20 protein-coding genes and 1 riboswitch are annotated in these 20189 nt (G+C 37.1%); of the genes, 18 read left to right on the top strand and 2 right to left on the bottom strand.

Annotated elements, in window-relative coordinates:
* Positions 1 to 18 precede the first annotated feature (18 nt).
* The 4 genes from F1560_RS04305 to F1560_RS04290 all read left to right on the top strand — a co-directional run bounded on the left by F1560_RS04305 (position 19) and on the right by F1560_RS04290 (position 4381).
* A complete protein-coding gene (locus F1560_RS04305; RefSeq protein WP_149473411.1) occupies positions 19 to 1218 on the top strand; it encodes a M20 family metallo-hydrolase in 1200 nt (399 codons plus the stop codon).
* On the top strand, positions 1208 to 2509 hold the full coding sequence (locus F1560_RS04300; RefSeq protein WP_149473410.1) for a hypothetical protein: 1302 nt from the start codon (positions 1208 to 1210) through the stop codon (positions 2507 to 2509). The genes F1560_RS04305 and F1560_RS04300 overlap by 11 nt, the downstream gene beginning before the upstream one ends.
* A gap of 28 nt (positions 2510 to 2537) precedes the next feature.
* A complete protein-coding gene (locus tag F1560_RS04295) occupies positions 2538 to 4052 on the top strand; it encodes an AbgT family transporter (RefSeq protein ID WP_149473409.1) in 1515 nt (504 codons plus the stop codon).
* An 89-nt stretch (positions 4053 to 4141) separates the two neighbouring features.
* Positions 4142 to 4381, top strand: coding sequence for a ferredoxin family protein (locus tag F1560_RS04290; protein WP_149473408.1), 240 nt, complete (start codon positions 4142 to 4144; stop codon positions 4379 to 4381).
* Positions 4382 to 4671: 290 nt separating this feature from the next.
* Here the strand turns inward: F1560_RS04290 and F1560_RS04285 are convergent, their stop codons facing one another.
* Together F1560_RS04285 and F1560_RS22030 are read right to left on the bottom strand one after the other, a co-directional pair.
* Complete coding sequence (locus F1560_RS04285; RefSeq protein ID WP_149473407.1) at positions 4672 to 4983, bottom strand: hypothetical protein; 312 nt, start codon at positions 4981 to 4983, stop codon at positions 4672 to 4674.
* Between the two features lie 72 nt (positions 4984 to 5055).
* Entirely contained in the window at positions 5056 to 5193 is a 138-nt protein-coding gene (locus F1560_RS22030) for a hypothetical protein (protein WP_187773622.1), read from the bottom strand.
* 400 nt (positions 5194 to 5593) lie between these two features.
* A riboswitch (TPP riboswitch) is annotated at positions 5594 to 5704 on the top strand.
* Positions 5705 to 5868: 164 nt separating this feature from the next.
* Between F1560_RS22030 and F1560_RS22390 the strand changes: the two genes are divergently transcribed.
* The 14 genes from F1560_RS22390 (at position 5869) to F1560_RS04220 (ending at position 20124) form a co-directional block, all read left to right on the top strand.
* Positions 5869 to 6024: a beta/alpha barrel domain-containing protein gene (locus tag F1560_RS22390; protein ID WP_245347799.1), complete on the top strand. Its 156-nt coding sequence runs from the start codon at positions 5869 to 5871 to the stop codon at positions 6022 to 6024.
* Positions 6011 to 6454, top strand: coding sequence for a thiamine phosphate synthase (locus F1560_RS04280; protein WP_342780239.1), 444 nt, complete (start codon positions 6011 to 6013; stop codon positions 6452 to 6454). The genes F1560_RS22390 and F1560_RS04280 overlap by 14 nt, the downstream gene beginning before the upstream one ends.
* Entirely contained in the window at positions 6451 to 7560 is a 1110-nt protein-coding gene (thiO, locus tag F1560_RS04275; RefSeq protein ID WP_149473406.1) for a glycine oxidase ThiO, read from the top strand. Before F1560_RS04280 ends, thiO begins: the two co-directional genes overlap by 4 nt.
* A gap of 12 nt (positions 7561 to 7572) precedes the next feature.
* A complete protein-coding gene (gene thiS, locus F1560_RS04270) occupies positions 7573 to 7776 on the top strand; it encodes a sulfur carrier protein ThiS (RefSeq protein WP_149473405.1) in 204 nt (67 codons plus the stop codon).
* Positions 7773 to 8546, top strand: coding sequence for a thiazole synthase (locus tag F1560_RS04265; protein WP_149473404.1), 774 nt, complete (start codon positions 7773 to 7775; stop codon positions 8544 to 8546). The genes thiS and F1560_RS04265 overlap by 4 nt, the downstream gene beginning before the upstream one ends.
* Positions 8543 to 9562 carry a ThiF family adenylyltransferase gene (locus tag F1560_RS04260; protein WP_149473403.1) on the top strand — a complete coding sequence of 340 codons (1020 nt, stop codon included), beginning with the start codon at positions 8543 to 8545 and terminating at the stop codon, positions 9560 to 9562. The genes F1560_RS04265 and F1560_RS04260 overlap by 4 nt, the downstream gene beginning before the upstream one ends.
* Positions 9563 to 10234: 672 nt before the next feature.
* Complete coding sequence (locus F1560_RS04255) at positions 10235 to 11890, top strand: glycoside hydrolase family 13 protein (protein ID WP_149473402.1); 1656 nt, start codon at positions 10235 to 10237, stop codon at positions 11888 to 11890.
* A gap of 284 nt (positions 11891 to 12174) precedes the next feature.
* Positions 12175 to 13461: a sugar ABC transporter substrate-binding protein gene (locus F1560_RS04250; RefSeq protein ID WP_149473401.1), complete on the top strand. Its 1287-nt coding sequence runs from the start codon at positions 12175 to 12177 to the stop codon at positions 13459 to 13461.
* 72 nt (positions 13462 to 13533) lie between these two features.
* Positions 13534 to 14817, top strand: a complete 1284-nt coding sequence (locus tag F1560_RS04245) for a sugar ABC transporter permease (RefSeq protein WP_149473400.1) — start codon at positions 13534 to 13536, stop codon at positions 14815 to 14817.
* A 5-nt stretch (positions 14818 to 14822) separates the two neighbouring features.
* Positions 14823 to 15665: a sugar ABC transporter permease gene (locus F1560_RS04240; RefSeq protein ID WP_149473432.1), complete on the top strand. Its 843-nt coding sequence runs from the start codon at positions 14823 to 14825 to the stop codon at positions 15663 to 15665.
* A 41-nt stretch (positions 15666 to 15706) separates the two neighbouring features.
* Positions 15707 to 16729 carry a LacI family DNA-binding transcriptional regulator gene (locus F1560_RS04235; protein ID WP_149473399.1) on the top strand — a complete coding sequence of 341 codons (1023 nt, stop codon included), beginning with the start codon at positions 15707 to 15709 and terminating at the stop codon, positions 16727 to 16729.
* A gap of 189 nt (positions 16730 to 16918) precedes the next feature.
* Positions 16919 to 17377 (top strand): flavodoxin domain-containing protein, encoded by a 459-nt coding sequence (locus tag F1560_RS04230; RefSeq protein WP_149473398.1) that lies wholly within the window; start codon positions 16919 to 16921, stop codon positions 17375 to 17377.
* 353 nt (positions 17378 to 17730) lie between these two features.
* Positions 17731 to 18687: an agmatinase family protein gene (locus F1560_RS04225; RefSeq protein ID WP_149473397.1), complete on the top strand. Its 957-nt coding sequence runs from the start codon at positions 17731 to 17733 to the stop codon at positions 18685 to 18687.
* A gap of 135 nt (positions 18688 to 18822) precedes the next feature.
* On the top strand, positions 18823 to 20124 hold the full coding sequence (locus tag F1560_RS04220) for a globin-coupled sensor protein (protein ID WP_149473396.1): 1302 nt from the start codon (positions 18823 to 18825) through the stop codon (positions 20122 to 20124).
* The last annotated feature ends 65 nt before the right edge of the window (positions 20125 to 20189 follow it).

The raw sequence follows: 20189 nt of genomic DNA, 5'->3' as shown, positions 1-20189 counted from the left end.
CTTAATGTGACTGACACAATGGTTCGTCCAGACGGCTTTACAAGGCTTAGTTTTACAAAAGAAGAAAAAGCAGCGCATCTCCAATTTGAAAATATCGCAGCTGAAATAGGTCTGAAAACACGGCAAGATGCAGCTGGAAACTACTGGGCTATTTGGGAAGTGGATCAAACTGCACCCACTATTGCAATGGGATCTCATTTAGACACAGTAAATTGTGGTGGTGGTTATGATGGGGCAGCAGGTGTCCTAACAGCATTGGCTGCTATAAAAGGATTACAGGATATGAAGTTTCAGCCGGAAAAAAATATCGCTGTCATTTGCTTTGTTTCTGAGGAATCCGCACGATTTGGCGTTTCGACGATTGGCAGTAAAGCCATTACGGCTCAACTAAATCGACGGGAAATTGAAACAATTAAAGATCGTAACGGAATTACGATAAAACAAGCAATGACAGACTATGGACTTGATTGGGAATCGATAGAAGAGGCTGCACTCCCAATCGATTCACTGGAAAGCTTTATTGAACTTCATATTGAGCAGGGGATGGAATTGCAAGAAACAGGTGCTGAAATTGGCATTGTGAAAGGAATCGCTTGTCCTGTGAGACTCACAATTAATACAAAAGGAATGGCAAACCATACAGGGACTACGCTTATGAATCGAAGGAAGGATGCACTGGTAGCAATTGCTCCACTCATAAATTATGTCCAAGAGGAAGCGCTAAAAGTAAATGAGAGCAGTGAATTCCCGCTCGTAGCTACTGTAAGCACCATCCGTTTACATCCAAACGCAATGAATGTTATACCTGGAGAAGTTGAATTGGGAATTGACATACGTAGTGTTGATGATAAATTAAAGCGTAATTTTGTCGAACGTATTCGTTCTTTTGTTTCGGAGCTTGAAGCGAAAAATCAAGTGACAATAGAGATAAAGACGCTTGTGGATCATGATTCTATTATGCTGGACGGCAAGATGCATGCTAGGTTAAAGCAAGTAAGTGAAGCTTTAGGTTATGAAACGTTGTCAATGAATAGTGGTGCAGGTCACGATGTGATGAATATGGCGGTGAACTGGCCAGCTGGGTTAATATTTATTCCAAGTAAGGATGGGGTTAGTCATCACCCTACTGAATTTGCATCGCTAGAAAGCCTTGAAAAAGGAACAAATGTCATCATGAAATATATAGAGCAGGAAGCAGGTAACGCACATGAAAGTTAGGATTGGTGTAATCGGTCCAACTGATTCCGTGCAACAAATTATGTCTGTCGCAAAGGAATTCAGCGATACATCTATTGTTCCATTTACGTATGAATCGCTCGAAGAAATAGACCGGATTTTAGAAAGGAATAAAGATCAATTTGATCAATGGTTTTTTTCAGGAATTATGAACTTTTCCTATGCAATGGATCATGCGCTCCTACCTATTGATAAAGCAATTTATCCAAATATGAATGGTTCTACATTTTTTGGGACTTTGCTAGAGGCGCAATTGGAAGGAAATACGGTCTATAAAAAGATAAGCATAGATACGATTAAGCGTGAAGAAATTGAGAAAATATTAGCCTATTATAAGCTAGATGCTATAACTTATAATAATATGCCTTTCCAAGGATATGAACATAATGAAAAACAGATAGCTTTTCATCAAAATCTTTATGAACAAGGAGAGATGGAGCTTGCTATCACTTTTCTTCGAGCTACTTATATCGCCTTAAAAGAGAAGGGCATTCCTGTCTATCGGGTTACTCCATCCTACTTATCCATCGAACAATCATTTAGGCTCTTAATTGAACGGGCACTATCCACTCGATATAAAAATGCTCAGATGGCTGTAATTGGATGTAAAGTAGAATTTAATACGAGTGAAGAAGCATTGTATTATTCGTTTAAAATGAAACATAAGGAACTTGAATTACGACAGTCATTACTACATTTAACAGAAAAAGTAAATGGTTCATTAATGCAGCTAGGAGATGGGTTATTTTTTATTTTTACAACCCGAGGTGAAATTGATCATCGATTCGAAGCAGCTATTTTTGAACTGATTGAAGATGTTAAAATTCAAGAAAATATCCAGTTGACTATCTCGATAGGCTTTGGTGAAACAGTATCACAGGCAGAACAGCATGTTAGAAAAGGGTTTCATAACCTTGAAAAAGAAGAAACAACATCGATTATAATTGTCGATGAAGATCAAAATATGACGAAAAAGAATTCAAATAATGAAACGATAGCTTATAAAACAATAGAGATGGGTGCGGAATGGAAAGCGAAAATCCAGCATAGTGGTGTTAGCCCTGGTGTGGTTTCGAAATTAAGATCTTACACGAGACAATACAACCGTTATGAATTTACCTCTAGTGATGTATCTAGATGGCTAAAAAGTACGGAGAGAAACGGCAGAAGGATTGCTAATCTATTGGAGAAGGCTGGCATCACAGTGCAATGTGGAGAGCTCCAATCCGGTGTGCGCGGAAGACCAAGAAAGGTGTTTCGTTTTAAAGAATAGAATAAATGGAACAGAAGGGATAGATTTTATGGCAGGAAAGCAAAGAAAACTAGGAATGCAAAGTGTTTTAAACGGAATCGAACGAGTGGGAAATAAACTACCCGACCCATTCATGTTGTTCGTAATTCTTGCAGGAGTTGTTATTGTATTATCATGGGTAATTTCTCTTTTTAATGTTACCTTTACACTTCCTGGTGAAGATGAGGTTCTTGCAATTAAAAGCTTAATTTCAGCGGAAGGGCTACAATATATTTTGACATCGATGCTAGACAACTTCGTAGGCTTTACACCTCTAGGGATTGTATTAGCGATGATGTTAGGAATCGGTCTTGCTGATAAAGTAGGGCTTCTAGAAACTGGGATTAAAAGTACAATTTTAAAAGCACCTAAATCATTGGTTACCTATGCGGTTGTATTTACAGGTATTTTAGGGAATATCGCATCGGATGCTGCGTTTGTTATCATACCACCGCTGGCAGCAATGGTCTTTTATAATATTGGACGACACCCGCTTGCAGGACTTGCAGCTGGATTTGCAGGTGTTGGCTCAGGCTTTACTGCTAATTTAATGGTTACCGGGACCGATGCATTGCTATCGGGGATTTCGACCGAAGCAATTCGTACCGTAAATCCGGATTTGTACGTAACACCAGTGGATAATTGGTATTTTATGGTTGCCTGTGTATTTATTCTTACCTTTGTCGGCGGATTTGTGACGGAAAAGATAGTAGAACCACGCTTAGGAAAATACGAAGGTGGAGCAGCTAAGGAAGTGAAAGGTACGACTTCTTTAGAAATGAAGGGACTACGAAATGCTGTCATTGCTGGTCTTGCTTATTTTGCACTTATTGTTACTGTAATTCTAATTCCGAATTCTCCACTTACGAATGAAGATGGTGGGATTATCCCTTCTCCATTTTTATCTGGAATTGTACCGTTAATTTTATTCCTGTTTATCCTTGTTGGGACGATTTATGGTGTTACCGTTAAGAAGATTAAAAGCTCGAAGGATATCGCATCTTATATGGGAAATGCCATGAAAGATATGTCTGGGTTTATCGTACTCGTATTTGCAGCGGCTCAATTTATTTCCTATTTTGAATGGACAAATATGGGAGCTTGGATTGCCATTAGTGGAGCGAACATGTTAGAGTCACTTGGTTTAACTGGAATTACTGTTATTTTAGGTTTTGTTCTCTTAACAACATTATTAAACTTGTTTATATTTAGTGGGTCAGCCCAGTGGGCGCTAGAGGCACCTATCTTCATACCAATGTTCTACTTTTTAGGATATAGTCCAGCTTTTGTTCAAGCAGCTTATCGGATTGCAGATTCGTCAACGAATGTAATTACACCGATGAATCCTTATCTAATTATCGTTCTAGGATTTATGAAAGAATATGATAAGAAAGCAGGAATTGGTACATTGATCGCATTAATGCTGCCATACAGTATTTTCTTCCTGATTACCTTTACGATTCTTTTGTTAATTTTCTTCTTCTTTGGAATTCCATTTGGTCCAGGAGTAAGTGTTTACGTATAATTTGTCGAAATTTCGAGTCAAATGGTTTACTTCATATCGTTTAAGCATTATCATTTAAGAGAGAGAAGCGTGTAAGGAGGTATCCATAAATGGCTTTCGTAATACTAGATCCATGTGGACCGGAAAAGGCTGCCGAATGTGTGAGTGTTTGCCCGGTTGATTGTATAGAAGAAGGACCAGATCAATTCTATATTGATCCTGATATTTGCATCGATTGTGGTGCATGTAAAGCAGTTTGTCCTGTTTCAGCAATTGAGGAAGAATACGATCTGACACCTGCTCAAGAAGTATTTCTGGAGAAGGCGGAAGAATTCTTCGCAAATAGATAGATTGAATAAGACTACCTTTATTGTACTGTAAAGCCTCAAGAGTGAAAATTAGATGTTGGGAGGCAAATCAATGAAGGTAGTCTTATTTTTTGGAAAGAGAAGTAGTTAGAAATGGCAAAAATCTAGATTAAGATAATTAGAACGATAAATTCATGAAATAGGAATTAGTTATCCCTGCTGTTCACAGATGTAATTCTATGGATGTGTTCTAGCGGGGGGCCGTTTTATGAAAAAATTGTGTAGTTACGTGCGAGGTATTATACAATATTTAAAATACGTTTCTCAGAAGATTAATTCTCATATAGCTTTCTTAGGATACCGATATCTCGTTCATGCTTATTAGTCTTTTCCCAGAGAAGATCATTGTCGGCTCTAACTATGCTTAGTGCTTCCATAACCTCATTATGTCTAGCATTATTTTCTTCTTTCATCGATCTGATATCATTCTTCATAGAAATCTGTTCTTCTTTCATAGAAACTTGTTCTTCTTTAATCGAAGTGATGTCGTTTTTCATAGAAGTTTGTTCTTCTAAGACTGTTCCAACAGTCTTAATTAAAGTTGTTAACATGTTCTCCATACGATCTAATTGTTCTTGACTCACGTTCTCACCTCCTTCTCTAAATAGTATATCCGACTGTTAAAGATAAGGGTAGACAAAAAGTTCCATGTTCCCTTAATCGTTTTTTACTTCTTCTGCTAATTTACTAGCAATCCAACGTTTTGCTGTTGTTTCGTCAATTTCATACACCTTACCAGCACGTAGTAATTCTCCATGGTACGCAGTTTGGACATTCATTTTTACTTTGATCATTTGAAAGACCTCTTTCTATTTTTTCTAGTTCTTAGTATACATGAAAATGGTACTTCTTTGGTTGGTAAATGAAAAAAGTAATAACTATTATTATTGTTTGAGCACTATTGACAAAGAGAGGTTGTTTCATAATAAAAGGTGCAGTAATGAAATGTTAGTGTTGTATAGTTAAGGTTTAAAATGAACAAAGTTTCAATAAGAATAATTTCTAATATATTCTTAGCTGCTTTATTGTTTTGGTAGATTCTTTTCACCCAAAAACAGTTTAGTGTGATGGTATCTTACAGTCTATTTTAATGTGGAGCGATGTTATAAACATTAAAAACTTATTTTTTATAAGATTCCCCCTTTGCAAATATTTCTATTTATGGTAGAGTAGCTATAAAGTAAAATAATGATTATTATTCACTAGGGGAACCCTTGATAAGGGCTGAGAAAAAAGTAGCTTACTTTGAAACCCTCAAAACCTGAACAGGTTAGCACCTGCGTAGGAATGTGGTAAGAGCTACTTGTATTTTATGGTATATTAAAACAAATACAAAACCACTTTTCTATGTAGAGGAGTGGTTTTTTTGTGGCTTGAGAAGTGTTATTTTGGATGGGTTTTCTAGTATTCTACCCAATAAAAGTTGCTAATATTCTTGATTTTTTAATCGATAATAGGGGAGGAATTGAATGAAGCTAATTGCTGTAACGACGGACAGTATGCCAGTAGAAAAGCTCGTCGAAACAATAACTGCCATCATCAATGAAGTTGATTTTGTGCAAATTCGTGAAAAATCAAAGTCAGCTCGCGAACTGATGTTATTACTCGACTATTGGTGTAAGTAAGGAAAAAGTTATCGTAAATGATCGGTTAGATATTGTCCTGCTTCAAGACATTCCTAATTTACACTTACCAGAGTATGGTTTACCAGTAAAAATAGTAAAGCAACAATATCCACATTTAAGGGTTGGTTGTAGTGTTCATTCATTTGAAAAAGCAAAAGATGCTGAAGAAGCTGGAGCGGATTATGTGATCTATGGCCATTGTTTTGAAACGAATAGTAAACGAGGAATAACGCCCAATGGAATTGTTCCGATCTCACAAATGAAAAAAGAACTTAGGATCCCTGTTTATGGCATTGGTGGTATTACGTTAGACAAGGTGCCTTTAATGAAACAGGCAAAAGCAGATGGAGTTGCAATAATGTCCGGTATTTTCTATACGGATGCACCAATCGCGGTGACAAAAAAGTATAGGGAGGCGATTTCAAAGTGAAACAGCATTATGAAGTAGTCGTAATTGGCGGTGGTATTATTGGTTGTTCGATTGCCTACTACTTAGCTAAAGAAAAGGTCGATGTTGGGTTGTTTGAAAGAGATAGAATTGGTACGAAAACAACAAGTGCCGCTGCTGGTATGCTTGGAGCTCACTCAGAAAGCAATGGGGAAGATACGATATTTTCATTTGCTAGATCTAGTCAACAAGCATATAACGAGTTGAAAGATGAGCTATATACTTTAAGTGGCATTGATATTGGATATAGAGAAGGTGGGATATTAAAACTTGTGTTTTCAGATGCAGATAAGTATCGTCTTACTTCGCTTCTGAAGCAGCCAACTGTAAAATGGCTGGATAAAGAGGAAGTAAAGAAAATGGAGCCAATGATTTCTCCAAATGTATTAGGGGCAGCTTATATAATGGATGATATGAGTGTGATGCCAGTTCAAACTTGTGAAAGTTTTGCTAATAGTGCACGTATACTTGGTGCATCTATTTTTGAAAATAATGATGTTTATAAGGTGGAGGAAAAGGGGGATAACTATCTCGTTAGAACAACGAAAGGCGATGTAGAGGCAAGTTATGTTGTTTTTGCCACAGGTGTATATGGTAACGGACTATTTAAGCAAATTGGATTAGATGAAGAGCTTGTACCTGTTAAAGGTGAGAGTTTAATTGTTCACAATGAAAAGCATGCTTTAAAGCACACATTATTTCACGAAAGCTGTTATATCGTCCCAAGAACCAATGGAAAGCTTGTTATCGGTGCAACAATGATTGAAAACGATTGGGGTGATTCCGTAAGTCTCGATGGAATAAAGGTTTTAATTGAAAAGGCAAAATCTATGCTTCCATCTGCAATCGAATGGAAAATAGATCACGTTAAGGCGGGATTACGGCCAAGCACGTTTGATGGGAATCCATTTATCGGGAGTCATCCGGAGAAAGAAAAAATATTAGTTGCTTGTGGTCATTACCGGAATGGAATTTTACTTGCTCCAGCTACTGGTAAAATGATTTGTGATTTTATACTTGGGAAAAAAATGAATCGAGAATGGGTGGAGGCATTTCGTGTGGATCGACGCCAGAGCATGGTGATTTAGGAGGTGATAAGATTGAATTTTCAGCTAAACGGAAAGCAGGTGGAACTTCCAGAAGTAGTAGATTCAGTGGAAAAACTGTTGACACATTACCATTTACAATCCCGAATTGCTGTTGTAGAAGTAAATAAGGAAATTGTAAGGAAGGAAGAATATGAAACTAAAAAACTTTCCAATGGTGATGTAGTAGAAATTATTCATTTTGTAGGAGGCGGATGATTATGTTAACAATTGCTAATCGTACTTTTCAATCACGACTATTACTAGGGACAGGGAAATATCCATCATTTGAAATTCAAAAAGAAGCAGTAACACAATCAGAAACAGAAATTTTAACTTTTGCTGTTAGAAGAATGAATATTTTTGAAGAAAGTCAACCTAATTTTTTAGAACAATTGGATTTAAATAAATACACATTACTTCCGAACACAGCTGGAGCAAAAACAGCTGAGGAGGCTGTCCGAATAGCAAAATTAGCGAAAGCGTCTGGTTTATGTGACATGATTAAGGTAGAGGTGATCGGTGATCAGAGAACGCTTTTGCCAGATCCGGTAGAAACATTAAAAGCATCCGAAATGCTCCTTGAGGAAGGATTTATCGTTCTTCCGTATACATCAGATGATGTCGTTTTGGCGAAACGTTTGGAAGACTTAGGAGTCCATGCGGTTATGCCAGGTGCAAGCCCAATTGGTTCAGGAAAAGGAATTATTAATCCTTTAAACTTATCGTTTATTATTGAACAGTCGAAGGTTCCGGTGATTGTTGATGCGGGAATTGGTTCTCCAAAGGATGTAGCATATGCTATGGAACTTGGAGCAGATGGAGTACTTCTTAATACTGCCGTTTCTGGTGCGAAGGATCCTATAAAAATGGCACAAGCTGTAAAGTATGCGTTGGAAGCTGGTAGATTGGGCTATGAAGCAGGACGAATGGAAGAAAAAGACTATGCAGTGGCAAGCAGCCCGACAACAGGGATGGTAGGATCGTGAAAACGCGTTACTCACGCCAAGAATTATTTTTAGGAAAGGAATCACAAAAGAAAGTAGAATCTGGAAGTGTCATTATTATTGGAGCAGGTGCATTAGGATCTAGTAGTGCCGAAATGCTTGCACGAGCAGGTGTCGGTAAACTGACGATCGTTGATAGGGATTATGTCGAATGGAGTAATTTACAACGACAGCAATTATATGGTGAAGAAGATGTCAAGAATAAGCTTCCTAAAGCATTTGCGGCAAAGAAGAGACTCCAGCAAATTAATAGTGAGATTACGATTGATAGCCTTATTGAGGACGTTCACGGTTTAAATATTGAAGAAATGATAAAGGGACATGATGTCATTCTCGATGCTACGGATAATTTTGAAACACGATTAATTGTGAATGATGCTGCTGTCAAACATGGCATCCCATTCATTATGGGGGCTTGTGTGGCAAGTTATGGCTCCACCTTTCCTATTATTCCAAATGAAACACCTTGTTTACATTGTCTACTAAATCATTTACCAGTAGATGGTATGACTTGTGAAACGGTTGGAGTAATCAGCCCGATTGTTCAAATCGTTACCGCAACACAAGTGACCTATGCTTTAAAAATTCTTGCAGGAGTTTCTGTATCACCAATACTCAAGTCGATTGATATTTGGAAAGATGAAAAGGCAGAAATAGATGTGAAACGTTTAAAAAATAACCATTGTCCAACATGTGGTGAGCACCCAACATATCCTTACTTAAAATTTGAAAATCAAACAAAGTCCGATGTGTTATGCGGAAGAGACGCAGTTCAGATTAGACCGCCTAAAACTAAGGTATTTGAATTAAAAGTCTTTACAGAAAGGTTAAATGGAAATGTCACAAATCTGATAATCAATCCTTTCTTACTTTCCTGTGGTTTTGACGAATATCGGATCGTTTTCTTCCGAGATGGACGTGCGATTGTTCACGGAACGAATGATACGAAGGTAGCCCGTTCTATTTATACTCGGTTTTTACAGTATTATTTAGAGTAAAGCAAGCATTTCTTATAGCCCTAAACTTTAACTGTAAGTTTAAAGTTTAGGGCTATTTAATGTAAGTCATTTTAACGTTCACAAAGCTTGTGCTAGCCTCCAATATTTCACCTATTCTTGATTTGTCCCTAAAATGTATTGCCGATTAGATAAATCATGTTTGTGCAAACGTTTTTGTAATATGGATATATAAGAAAGGAAATAAGTTTTCATAAATATAATTATAAAAATCCCTTATTAAGTAAATAAATTTGTTTAGTTGAGCATAATGAAAGGCAAAAGCAAATTTGACTTTTAGTTATAAAACAATTGCTCTTTTTTATTTATCATGCTACTATTATAATCAATTAGGGCAAACGTTTTCACTATATTTACAAGATAAAACTATTATTTATTTAGCGATGAAATTGAAAGCGCTTGAATCCGTGAGGTGGCATTGAGAAATAAAAATAATTATTAGAGGTTGTGGTAAACGGTTCAGGTTTTATTCTGGGTATTTTCATGAGAATTAAGGCTGTAAAGATAGTGGGGGTATCGCTATGCCTAATAAAAGTTTATCATTTTAGTAATTCGTGTCACCAACCTTATTAGCGCTTGGTCTACGATTGCATTTTCCACGTTATGTAAAGTTAAAAAATCAACCCAGATAGCAACAGAAAAAGGAGGGGTTATATGAAGAAAATATGGTGGAAGGAAGCAATCGCTTACCAAGTATATCCGCGGAGTTTTATGGACTCAAACGGTGATGGTATTGGGGATATCCAAGGGGTTATTTCCAAGCTTGATTACTTACAGGAGCTCGGAATTGATGTTATTTGGATAAGTCCAATCTACCAATCGCCAAATGATGATAACGGCTATGATATTAGTGATTATCAAGCAATCATGGATGAATTCGGCACGATGGAAGACTTTGACGAACTCCTCGAAGCTGCCCATCGTCGTGGAATGAAGCTGATTATGGATTTGGTCATTAACCATACATCCGATGAGCATCCTTGGTTTATTGAGGCACGTTCTTCGAAAGATAATCCGTATCGTGATTATTATATTTGGCATCCAGGTAAGAATGGTCAGGAGCCGAATAACTGGGAATCTATCTTTGGTGGATCAGCATGGGAATACGACGAAACAACAAAGGAATATTATTTACATGTGTTCTCAAAAAAACAGCCAGACTTAAATTGGGAAAACTCAATTGTCCGAAACGATCTGTACACGATGGTAAACTGGTGGCTTGATAAGGGAATTGATGGATTTCGAGTTGATGCAATCTCTCACATTAAGAAGGTTGACGGGTTTCCAGATATGCCAAATCCGAAAAAAAACAAATATGTTCCTTCCTATAAAGGTCATATGAACCGACCTGGTATTCAAGCATTTTTAGAGGAATTAAAAGAGAAAACATTCGCTAACTATGACATTATGACTGTTGGTGAGGCCAACGGTGTAAGTATGGATGAAGCGGAAGAGTGGGTTGGAGAAGAAAAAGGGAAATTCGATATGATTTTCCAATTTGAACATCTGGATTTATGGGGGAAACATACTAATACAGGCTTGGATATACACGCTTTAAAGAAGACGTTAACCAAATGGCAAAAAGGATTAGAAGATATTGGCTGGAATGCATTATTCTTAGAAAATCATGATCAGCCTCGTTCGATTTCAACTTGGGGAAACAGTGAGGCATATCGTGTCGAGTCGGCCAAGAGTTTAGCAACAATGTATTTTCTCATGCAGGGAACGCCATTTATTTATCAAGGGCAGGAAATTGGGATGACGAATGTTCAGTTTCCATCCATTAATGATTATGATGATGTAGGGATGAGAAATTATTATCATGAAGAGCTAAGTAAGGGAACACCAGTTGAAAAGATTATGGAGGTAATTTGGAAAACTGGTCGTGATAATTCAAGGACTCCAATGCAATGGACGAATGCAAAGCATGCAGGATTTACAGATGGAAATCCATGGATGAAAGTGAATCCGAACTATACAGAAATAAACGTAGAAAAAGAATTAAAAAATCCGAACTCCATCTATCATTATTATAAAAAACTAATTAAGCTGAGAAAAGCACATAACGTTTTTATCTATGGAAGTTATGATCTTATTTTAGAAAATGATGATTATGTTTATGCTTACACGAGAACCTTAGATGATGAGGTTGTTCTTATTATGACAAACTTATTTCCGAAAGAGGTAGAAATAGAACTACCAGCAAAATTGGAATTGATGGAAAAAGAATTGTTGCTGTCTAATTATGATGTATTGGAAGGAAATGTAATGAAGCCTTATGAGGCAAGGGTTTATCGATTAATGAAGTAGCTCCTACCAGAAGAGGGCAAATTCTACGTATTTGTCCTCTTTTGATTAAACCAAATGAGAAACGTTTGCACAATTTAACATAAAATTTAAAGTGAAAACAAAGTATAGCTATATACAATCTAGTTACTTTATCTTTTTGTAATCGCTAACAAGATTAATATTTATTTATTTTTAGATATTGATATTATCAGGAAACGATGTATAATAAAAACATAGAGTTGTGCAAACGTTTTCTTTATTTGATAGGAAAATGTTGCAAAATATAATCTGGGGAGGATAATTAGATGAAAAAGTGGTTGAGCTTTTGTGTTATATTTTTACTTGCTTTGGGGATTTTAGCAGCTTGTGGTCCAGATGATGCGGAACCATCAAATACTGATGGTGGTACGAATACGGATGCGACTGCTGAAGGTGAAATGCCGGAAAAACCAGAAGCGCTTACACTGTGGGTAAATGCAGAGGAAAAACAAGAGGAAGCTGTAAAAGAAATAACAGATAAATACACAGAAGAGACAGGCATTGCAGTTAATATGATTCCTGTCGATATGCTCGAACAAGTAGAAAAACTGGATGTGGAAGGCCCTGCTGGGAACGGACCAGATATAATTTTCCAACCACATGACAGAATTGGAGATCTCGTATTAAGAGGGTTAGTTGATCCAACAAATCTAGGAGATAAGGAAGCTGAGTATACGCAAACTGCATTAGATGCTGTTCAATATGATGGAGAATATTGGGGATATCCCGCAGTAATTGAGACGTATGGAATGTATTATAATAAATCATTGGTTGATGAAGAAATTGAAACGATGGAAGATTTGATGGCAATAGCTGAGCGTGATACAAACGCAAGTAATGATGAATTTGGTTTCTTAATGGAAGCAGCAAACTTCTATTTTGTATATCCATTCTTCTCTGGGAATGGTGCATATGTATTTGCAAACGATGAGGGGAATTATGATATCACTGATATTGGACTAGCTAATGAAGGATCAATTGAAGGCGGTAACTTAGTGCAATCTTGGTTTGATAATAGCTATATTCCACAAGATTTAACGCCTGATATTATGAATGGACTATTCCAAGAAGGAAAAGTATCCGCTGTTATTAATGGACCGTGGATGGTTCGTGATTATACAGAGGCTTTAGGTGAGGACTTAGCAGCAGCGCCACTACCAATACTGGATAATGGGGAGAATCCGAAATCATTTGTTGGTGTAAAATCTTATATGCTATCCTACTACTCTGAGAACAAAGAGTGGGCTGAGGATTTGATGGCTTACATTACAAACTTTGAAAACTCTATGACGTATTATGATGTTGCTGGAGAAATTCCTGCTCGTGACGACGCCATGGAAGACCCGATCATTGCAGACGATCCAATTTTCTCCGCATTTGCTGAGCAAACAACATATGGAGAACCGATGCCAAGTGTGCCAGCAATGCAACAAGTATGGGATCCAATTAATAATGCACTCAACTTTATCTCTAAAGGTGAGCCTGTTGATGAAGTGTTAGAAGAAGCAGTACAAACGATTCAGGATCAAATTGCAGTTTCTGGAGCTAACTAATATTGAAATAAATATATGGGGAGATTTACTTCCCATATATTTATTTGCGCTTTTGCATGAGGGGGAAGACAAATGGCAAATAATCAATCAAAAAAAACAAGTAGAAATATAGCTACATTGTTATCGATTGTTATCCCAGGATTAGGTCAAGTCTATAACCGCCGCTTTCTAAAAGGGATACTATTATTAATTGTAACGATCTCGTTTTTAGTCACAACATGGGACTATATTGATATTGGAATTTGGGGATTGTTCACATTAGGGACTATTCCTCGGGAACATCACTCCATCCAGTTATTAATCCAAGGATTGATAGCATTAATCGTACTTTTATTCGGTATTGGAATCTATGTTTATAACATCATGGATGCAAGAAAAGATGCCATTTCTCGTGAAAATGGAAATCCAAATCCAACCTTATTAAAAGGGATTTCCAGCTTTTATAATAATGGATTTCCATACTTTATGATTTTACCAGGATTATTGATGCTTTTATTTGTGGTTGTTTTACCATTATTATTTATGGTTGGATTGGCATTTACGGATTATAATCAATACAATTCTCCACCTCGAAATCTACTAAATTGGGTAGGGTTTGATAATTTTGCAGCATTAGCAAGTGTGAATATGTGGAAGGACACATTTTTAAGTGTATTCACTTGGACAATTGTTTGGACCGTTGTTGCTACAACATTACAAATTGTTCTTGGATTATTTTTAGCGCTGTTAGTTAATGATAAACGGGTTAAATTTAAACGAACCATTCGTACAGTACTTATTTTACCATGGGCAGTTCCTGCATTTGTATCCATTTTAATCTTCTCTGCATTGTTCAATCCGACATTCGGGGCGATTAATCGGGATCTATTAAGTCAATTTGAAATCATGATTCCATGGTTGTCTGATCCATTTTGGGCAAAGGTTGCGTTAATTATGATTCAAACTTGGCTTGGGTTTCCGTTTGTATTTGCCTTGTTTACCGGTGTTTTACAAAGTGTGCCACAGGATATGTATGAAGCCGCCGATGTAGATGGGGGAACGAGAATGCAAAAGTTTCGACATATCACATGGCCACATCTATTATTTGCGACGGCCCCACTTCTAATCATGCAATACGCAGGTAACTTCAATAATTTCAACATCATTTACTTATTTAATGAAGGAGATCCAGCAGTTCGAGGTCAAAATGCTGGGGGAACGGATATTTTAATTTCATGGGTTTATAAGCTTACATTTGTAACGAACAATTATAATATGGCTGCTGCGATCACGATTATCATGGGGTTAATTATATCGGTATTTGCCTTTTTCCAATTTAGAAAAACAGCATCCTTTAAAGAGGAGGGACGTTACTAATGGCTATGTCTAGCAAGAAAAAATCAAAAATTGAGGTAGCGTTCATCTATCTATTTATTCTAGTAATGTTTATTATTATTGGCTATCCATTATTTTGGGCACTTATGATGAGTGTGAATCCTGGGTCGAATATGCTTGTAACAGAATTATTCCCAAGTAATCCAACATTGGAACATTATAAATGGTTATTTACAAGCCCAAATAGTAACTACTTACTTTGGTATAAAAATAGTTTGTATATAGCGGTTGTAAATTCTGTCGGGTCGGTAATTATAACATCGTTAATTGCATATGCATTTTCACGCTATAAATTTATTGGTCGCAAGTATGGATTATATATGTTCTTGCTGTTGCAGATGTTCCCGGCATTAATGGGGATGGTAGCTCTCTATATTCTATTAAATACAATTGGTTTAACAGATTCACTCTATGGATTAATGCTGATTTATTTAGGAGGACAGATTCCATTTAATGCGTGGTTAGTGAAAGGGTATTTTGACACCATTCCGAAAGAGCTGGATGAAGCAGCAAAGATTGATGGTGCAGGGCACTTGAAAAATTTCTGGACAATTATGTTGCCGCTGGCAAAGCCGATACTTGCAGTTGTCGCATTGTTTAATTTTATGGCACCATTTATGGACTTTTTGTTACCGCGAATTGTGTTAACAAGTCCAAGTAATTTCACATTGGCACTTGGGTTGTACAACTTTATTAATGACCAATTTTCAACAAACTTTACCCGATTTGCAGCTGGCTCCATTTTAATTGCAGTTCCAATTGCCCTTGTATTTTTACTATTGCAACGTTATTTAATATCTGGCTTGACATCAGGTGCAACAAAAGGTTAATAATGAGATAAATTCAATCAACGAAGAGAGGGTGAGAGATAATGGTAACGATAAAAGATGTAGCAAAAGCAACTGGAGTAGCACCCTCTACTGTATCAAGAGTAATTGCAGATAATCCGAGGATAAGTGCAGAAACAAAGAAGAAAGTTCGTAAAGCGATGAAGGATTTAGGATACCACCCGAATATTAATGCTCGGAATTTAGTAGCGAAATCGACAAAAGCGATTGCGGTAATTATGCCATCCTCTGCTGATAAAGCGTTGCAAAATCCGTTCTTTCCAGAAATTTTACGAGGGATAGGTTCCATAACACATAGCATGCAATATTCGATTACACTTTCCAGTGGACAAACAGAAGCGGAAATATTTGAAGAAGTTCAACGATTGGTTCATGGTAGCTATGTGGACGGTGTGATTTTACTATATTCTCGATTGGAGGATCGGGTAACGAGCTTTCTGCGTGAGATGAAATTTCCTTTTGTCATTGTTGGAAAGCCGTATGAAAATATGAATGAAATCACACATGTGGATAATGATAACTTTGTTGCCGGAAAAGAAATCACACGGCATTTAATTGAAAATGGTCATGAGAAGGTAGCATTTATTGGAGGATCAAAGGAACTATTTGTAACGATTGATCGTGAAGCAGGTTATGAAGCGGCATTGCAAGAAGCTGGCTTAGAAGTGAGTGACAGTTATAAAATTCATACGGAATTCCTCAAATCTGGTGGGCGAGAAGCTGTGGAAACCTTATTATCGCTAGACATACCACCAACAGGAATTGTCATAACAGATGATTTGATGAGCGTTGGTGTACTTAGTTTATTAGAAGAATCAGGAGTCCGTGTCCCACAGGATATTTCATTAGTTAGTTTTAATAATGTTTACTTATCTGAAATCATTCGCCCAGCACTAACCACAGTGGATATCCAGATTCATGAGCTTGGTGCGCAATCGGCAAAGGCGCTGATTGAAAAAACCGTCAACAAATCAGAACCAGTAAAACGAATCAGTATCCAGCATCAGATCGTTTATCGTGATTCGGTGAGTAAACGATTGAAATAAAAAGTAGTTATCCATTTTAAATAGAGATAATCAGTCTTGATGGGCTGATTATCTCTATTTATTTGAAAAAAATGTGTAAATGTAGTAAATATGAACATTGGATGAGTATTTTATTCCTTTAATTGAAAATGATTATCATTATCGTTTATAATAAGGATAAAATGAGAGGAATTAGATGGAGGTAGTACCATGAATAAAATTCTTGTGCTTTGTTCGAGTTGTACTGGGAATACAGAAATGATGGCTAAAGCAATCGTTGATTATATACAGAAACAAAACAACCAAGTCGTATTCAAGTCATTTGAATTTGATTTGATTGAGGTTGAAGAGTTACTTGATTATGATTTGGTTCTAATTGGAACGCATTCCGCAGATGACGGCCAGATTCCATATGAAGCAGAGGATTTCTATGATGAATTGAGTGAAGTCGATTTGACGGACCGATTAATGGGCGTCTTTGGTTCGGGAGAGTCCTTTTATGATGTGTTTTGTGAATCGATTGAACTCATGGGAGATCACCTGGAGCATCTTGGGGCAAAGCTTGTCCCTGAGCGGCTAAAGGTCGAGCTCGAGCCAGATGATGACGATATAATCCGTTGTGAAGCATTTGCTGAAAAGGCGTGTGCGATGATTCAAGAGGTGCATTGATAAAATCCAACCTTTAAGATCAAGAGGAATCTTTTTCAAAAACGATATAAAGTTTTTAACCGTAAATTCTGGTCACGAATGAAAAACTATACGGCGCTTCGTGGCCAGCGTATACGATTTGAAAAGATGACCGACTTCGTCCCTACTTATTAACCCTACGTGATATCTAACCAATCAAAAGTGATAAATAAACTTCATAATTTATCGATTTTCCACATAACCCTAATATGATAAGAAATTTCATTTTCCTTAAATTTCATGTTTCATTTGCAGTTATTTAGGTAAGAGTTATGGTAATGGTTTAAGACCAATACGACAAAGTCACAGGTGTAAAACAGGTTAGGAGAGATAGAATGGGGAATGAAAAAATCTATGGAAATACTCCTTGTTATTTAGGGGGAGAAAAAGTAAGTTTAAAGGATACTAGTTTTAAAGACAAAGATGTTCTTGTTTACGGTGTACCATGGGAAGGAGCGGTTACATGGGGAGATTACACCGGGTGTGAGCTTGGCCCAAAAGCGATACGAATAAATTCAGCACGCTATTCAGGGTACTTGCCTGAGTTGAATCATATCGATGTATTGAGTCACTATAAGTTTGGTGATTTAGGTGATGTTGATGTCGTCCCTGCAGATACGGTAGAAACGATGAATCGAATTGAAGACTTCGCGAAAAAGGTTTGGAGTACGGAGAAATTTCCAGTTGCATTTGGTGGAGATCATGGGATTACGTATCCGATTGTGAAGGCACTTAGTGAGGAAGTGGATGGCAAGGTTGGAATCATCCATCTTGATGCTCATTATGATAATTATCCAGATTATGACGGTGATTTATATGCACGCAGTACACCGTTTCATCGTATTTACGAAAGTGAAAGTGTACGGAATGAAAGTATTGTTCATATGGGGATTCACGGCCCTCGGAATCAACCGGAGACAGGTAAATATGCAAAGGAAGTCGGTGCAACAACGATTTCTGTGAGGGAAATTCGTCAGGCAGGAAATCAATTAACCGAATTAGCAAAACAGGCATATGCCATTGCAAGTAACGAGACAGACGCGGTTTATTTAAGTATTTGCAGTGATGTTCTTGACTTTGCCTTTAACCCGGGTGGCCCTGTTGATGGGAATGGACTTACCTCTTATGAACTATTAGAGCTCGTTCATGAATTTGCAAAACTTGGTATTAGAGGGATGGATTATGTAGAGGTTTACCCACAGCAGGATCCAAATGATAACTCCTCCCACTTCGTAACATATGCCGTACTTTATGCGCTAGCAGGGAAAATTCTAGGCGATCAAAACAAATAATAATCCGATAGTAAAAATCGCTTCTCACGATGGAGAGGCGATTTTTATTTCCAACTTTTAGTCTAAACATAACTCGTTTCATAGCCGATATAAAGGTTAAGTTTAAAAGCATGGGTAGAAAGTAGGGGGCTCAACATGTTTGTAAGAAAGAAACAAAAAAATAATGCTGTTTTAGTTGAAATGAGTAACCAAATGGATCCGAAACTACAAATAGAAACAGGATCTGATTTGGAAAAACAGTTAAAAATGCTCGATTTTTCAAGGGAAGATTTTGCGATTGCACAGGTGCTAAGGCCTTATATTGAGGCTGATAATCAGTTAGTTGTTGACGGATTTTATAAAAATTTAGAATACAATCCAGGGTTGATTGAAATCATTGAAAAGAACAGTTCAATCGAAAGGCTGAAAAAGACATTACGTACCCATATTGTTGAAATGTTTTCTGGCGAGATGAATGATTCTTTTATCAAGAGAAGAAAGATAATCGCACATATCCATGTGAAAATTGGACTTACACAGAAATGGTATATTGCATCTTTTCAAAAGCTCTTTGATGGGCTGGTAAATATCGTACAGAAAAATTTCGAAAATACGGCAGATCAAATTCTTGCGATTAAGGTCATAAATAAGCTGCTAAACTTGGAACAGCAAATTGTGTTAGAGGCATATGATGAAGAAGTAATGCGAATCAAGGATCAAGATGTACAAGCAAAAATGAACATGGTTCAAACATTAGAGGAAAACTCAACGGAGCTTGCTACATTGGCTGAAGAAACGACAGCTTCGATTGAAGAAATGATTGCTCAAGTAAATATCATTACAATGAGTTCAAAAGCAGGTACAGAATTTGCAGAGGAAGCGAAGGAAGCTGCCGCAGAAGGAAAGTCTCGTTTGACTGTCATGAATCAATCCTTGGAAAATATGCAAAAAAGTACAACTAAGGTAAACGAAGATATGGCAAATTTAGAAAATACATCAACCCAGATAAAAGACATTATTGAAATGGTGAAGTCGATTGCAGACCAAACAAATCTCTTAGCATTAAATGCATCCATTGAGGCAGCGAGAGCGGGAGAGCACGGGCGTGGATTTGCAGTAGTAGCTGAAGAAGTAAGAAAGCTTGCCGAGCAAACTGGAAATTCTGTGACTAACGTAACAGATCTCGTTACGTTAACAAATGAGCAAATTTTTAATAGCGCTTCCTCCTTACAAGAAGTACAACAATTTTTAACGAATGTGAAGGAGCAGATGGCAAGTACAGAAGCTGCGTTCCAAAAAATTGATGATACCATGGATAAATCGAAGTCAAGCAATGAAACAATTCAAGGCGACCTTGAAGTATTTGAACAAGGAATCGAAGGAATTGAGCAATCAGCAGTTACAATTTCCGTGTCCGCAGAAAATTTAAATCAAATGATGGAAGAGTGTTTAGTTTAGAAAAAATGGGGTTCCTACAAACATTAGGAATCCTAATTCTTTTCATTTCGACTGTACATTTCATG

The sequence above is a fragment of the Oceanobacillus polygoni genome, assembly GCF_008304605.1.
GTDB lineage: Bacteria > Bacillota > Bacilli > Bacillales > Amphibacillaceae > Oceanobacillus > Oceanobacillus polygoni.
Note: the sequence above shows the minus strand (reverse complement) of the source record. Positions and strands in the feature narration are given on the sequence as shown.

What these genes read in the sequence shown, in the direction of transcription:
- F1560_RS04305 (WP_149473411.1), top strand. Translation starts at nt 19, where the DNA reads ATGGTTCGTCCAGACGGCTTTACAAGGCTTAGTTTTACAAAAGAAGAA.
- F1560_RS04300 (WP_149473410.1), top strand. Translation starts at nt 1,208, where the DNA reads ATGAAAGTTAGGATTGGTGTAATCGGTCCAACTGATTCCGTGCAACAA.
- F1560_RS04295 (WP_149473409.1), top strand. Translation starts at nt 2,538, where the DNA reads ATGGCAGGAAAGCAAAGAAAACTAGGAATGCAAAGTGTTTTAAACGGA.
- F1560_RS04290 (WP_149473408.1), top strand. Translation starts at nt 4,142, where the DNA reads ATGGCTTTCGTAATACTAGATCCATGTGGACCGGAAAAGGCTGCCGAA.
- F1560_RS22030 (WP_187773622.1), bottom strand. Translation starts at nt 5,193, where the DNA reads ATGATCAAAGTAAAAATGAATGTCCAAACTGCGTACCATGGAGAATTA.
- F1560_RS22390 (WP_245347799.1), top strand. Translation starts at nt 5,869, where the DNA reads ATGAAGCTAATTGCTGTAACGACGGACAGTATGCCAGTAGAAAAGCTC.
- F1560_RS04265 (WP_149473404.1), top strand. Translation starts at nt 7,773, where the DNA reads ATGATTATGTTAACAATTGCTAATCGTACTTTTCAATCACGACTATTA.
- F1560_RS04255 (WP_149473402.1), top strand. Translation starts at nt 10,235, where the DNA reads ATGAAGAAAATATGGTGGAAGGAAGCAATCGCTTACCAAGTATATCCG.
- F1560_RS04250 (WP_149473401.1), top strand. Translation starts at nt 12,175, where the DNA reads ATGAAAAAGTGGTTGAGCTTTTGTGTTATATTTTTACTTGCTTTGGGG.
- F1560_RS04245 (WP_149473400.1), top strand. Translation starts at nt 13,534, where the DNA reads ATGGCAAATAATCAATCAAAAAAAACAAGTAGAAATATAGCTACATTG.
- F1560_RS04240 (WP_149473432.1), top strand. Translation starts at nt 14,823, where the DNA reads ATGTCTAGCAAGAAAAAATCAAAAATTGAGGTAGCGTTCATCTATCTA.
- F1560_RS04235 (WP_149473399.1), top strand. Translation starts at nt 15,707, where the DNA reads ATGGTAACGATAAAAGATGTAGCAAAAGCAACTGGAGTAGCACCCTCT.
- F1560_RS04230 (WP_149473398.1), top strand. Translation starts at nt 16,919, where the DNA reads ATGAATAAAATTCTTGTGCTTTGTTCGAGTTGTACTGGGAATACAGAA.
- F1560_RS04225 (WP_149473397.1), top strand. Translation starts at nt 17,731, where the DNA reads ATGGGGAATGAAAAAATCTATGGAAATACTCCTTGTTATTTAGGGGGA.
- F1560_RS04220 (WP_149473396.1), top strand. Translation starts at nt 18,823, where the DNA reads ATGTTTGTAAGAAAGAAACAAAAAAATAATGCTGTTTTAGTTGAAATG.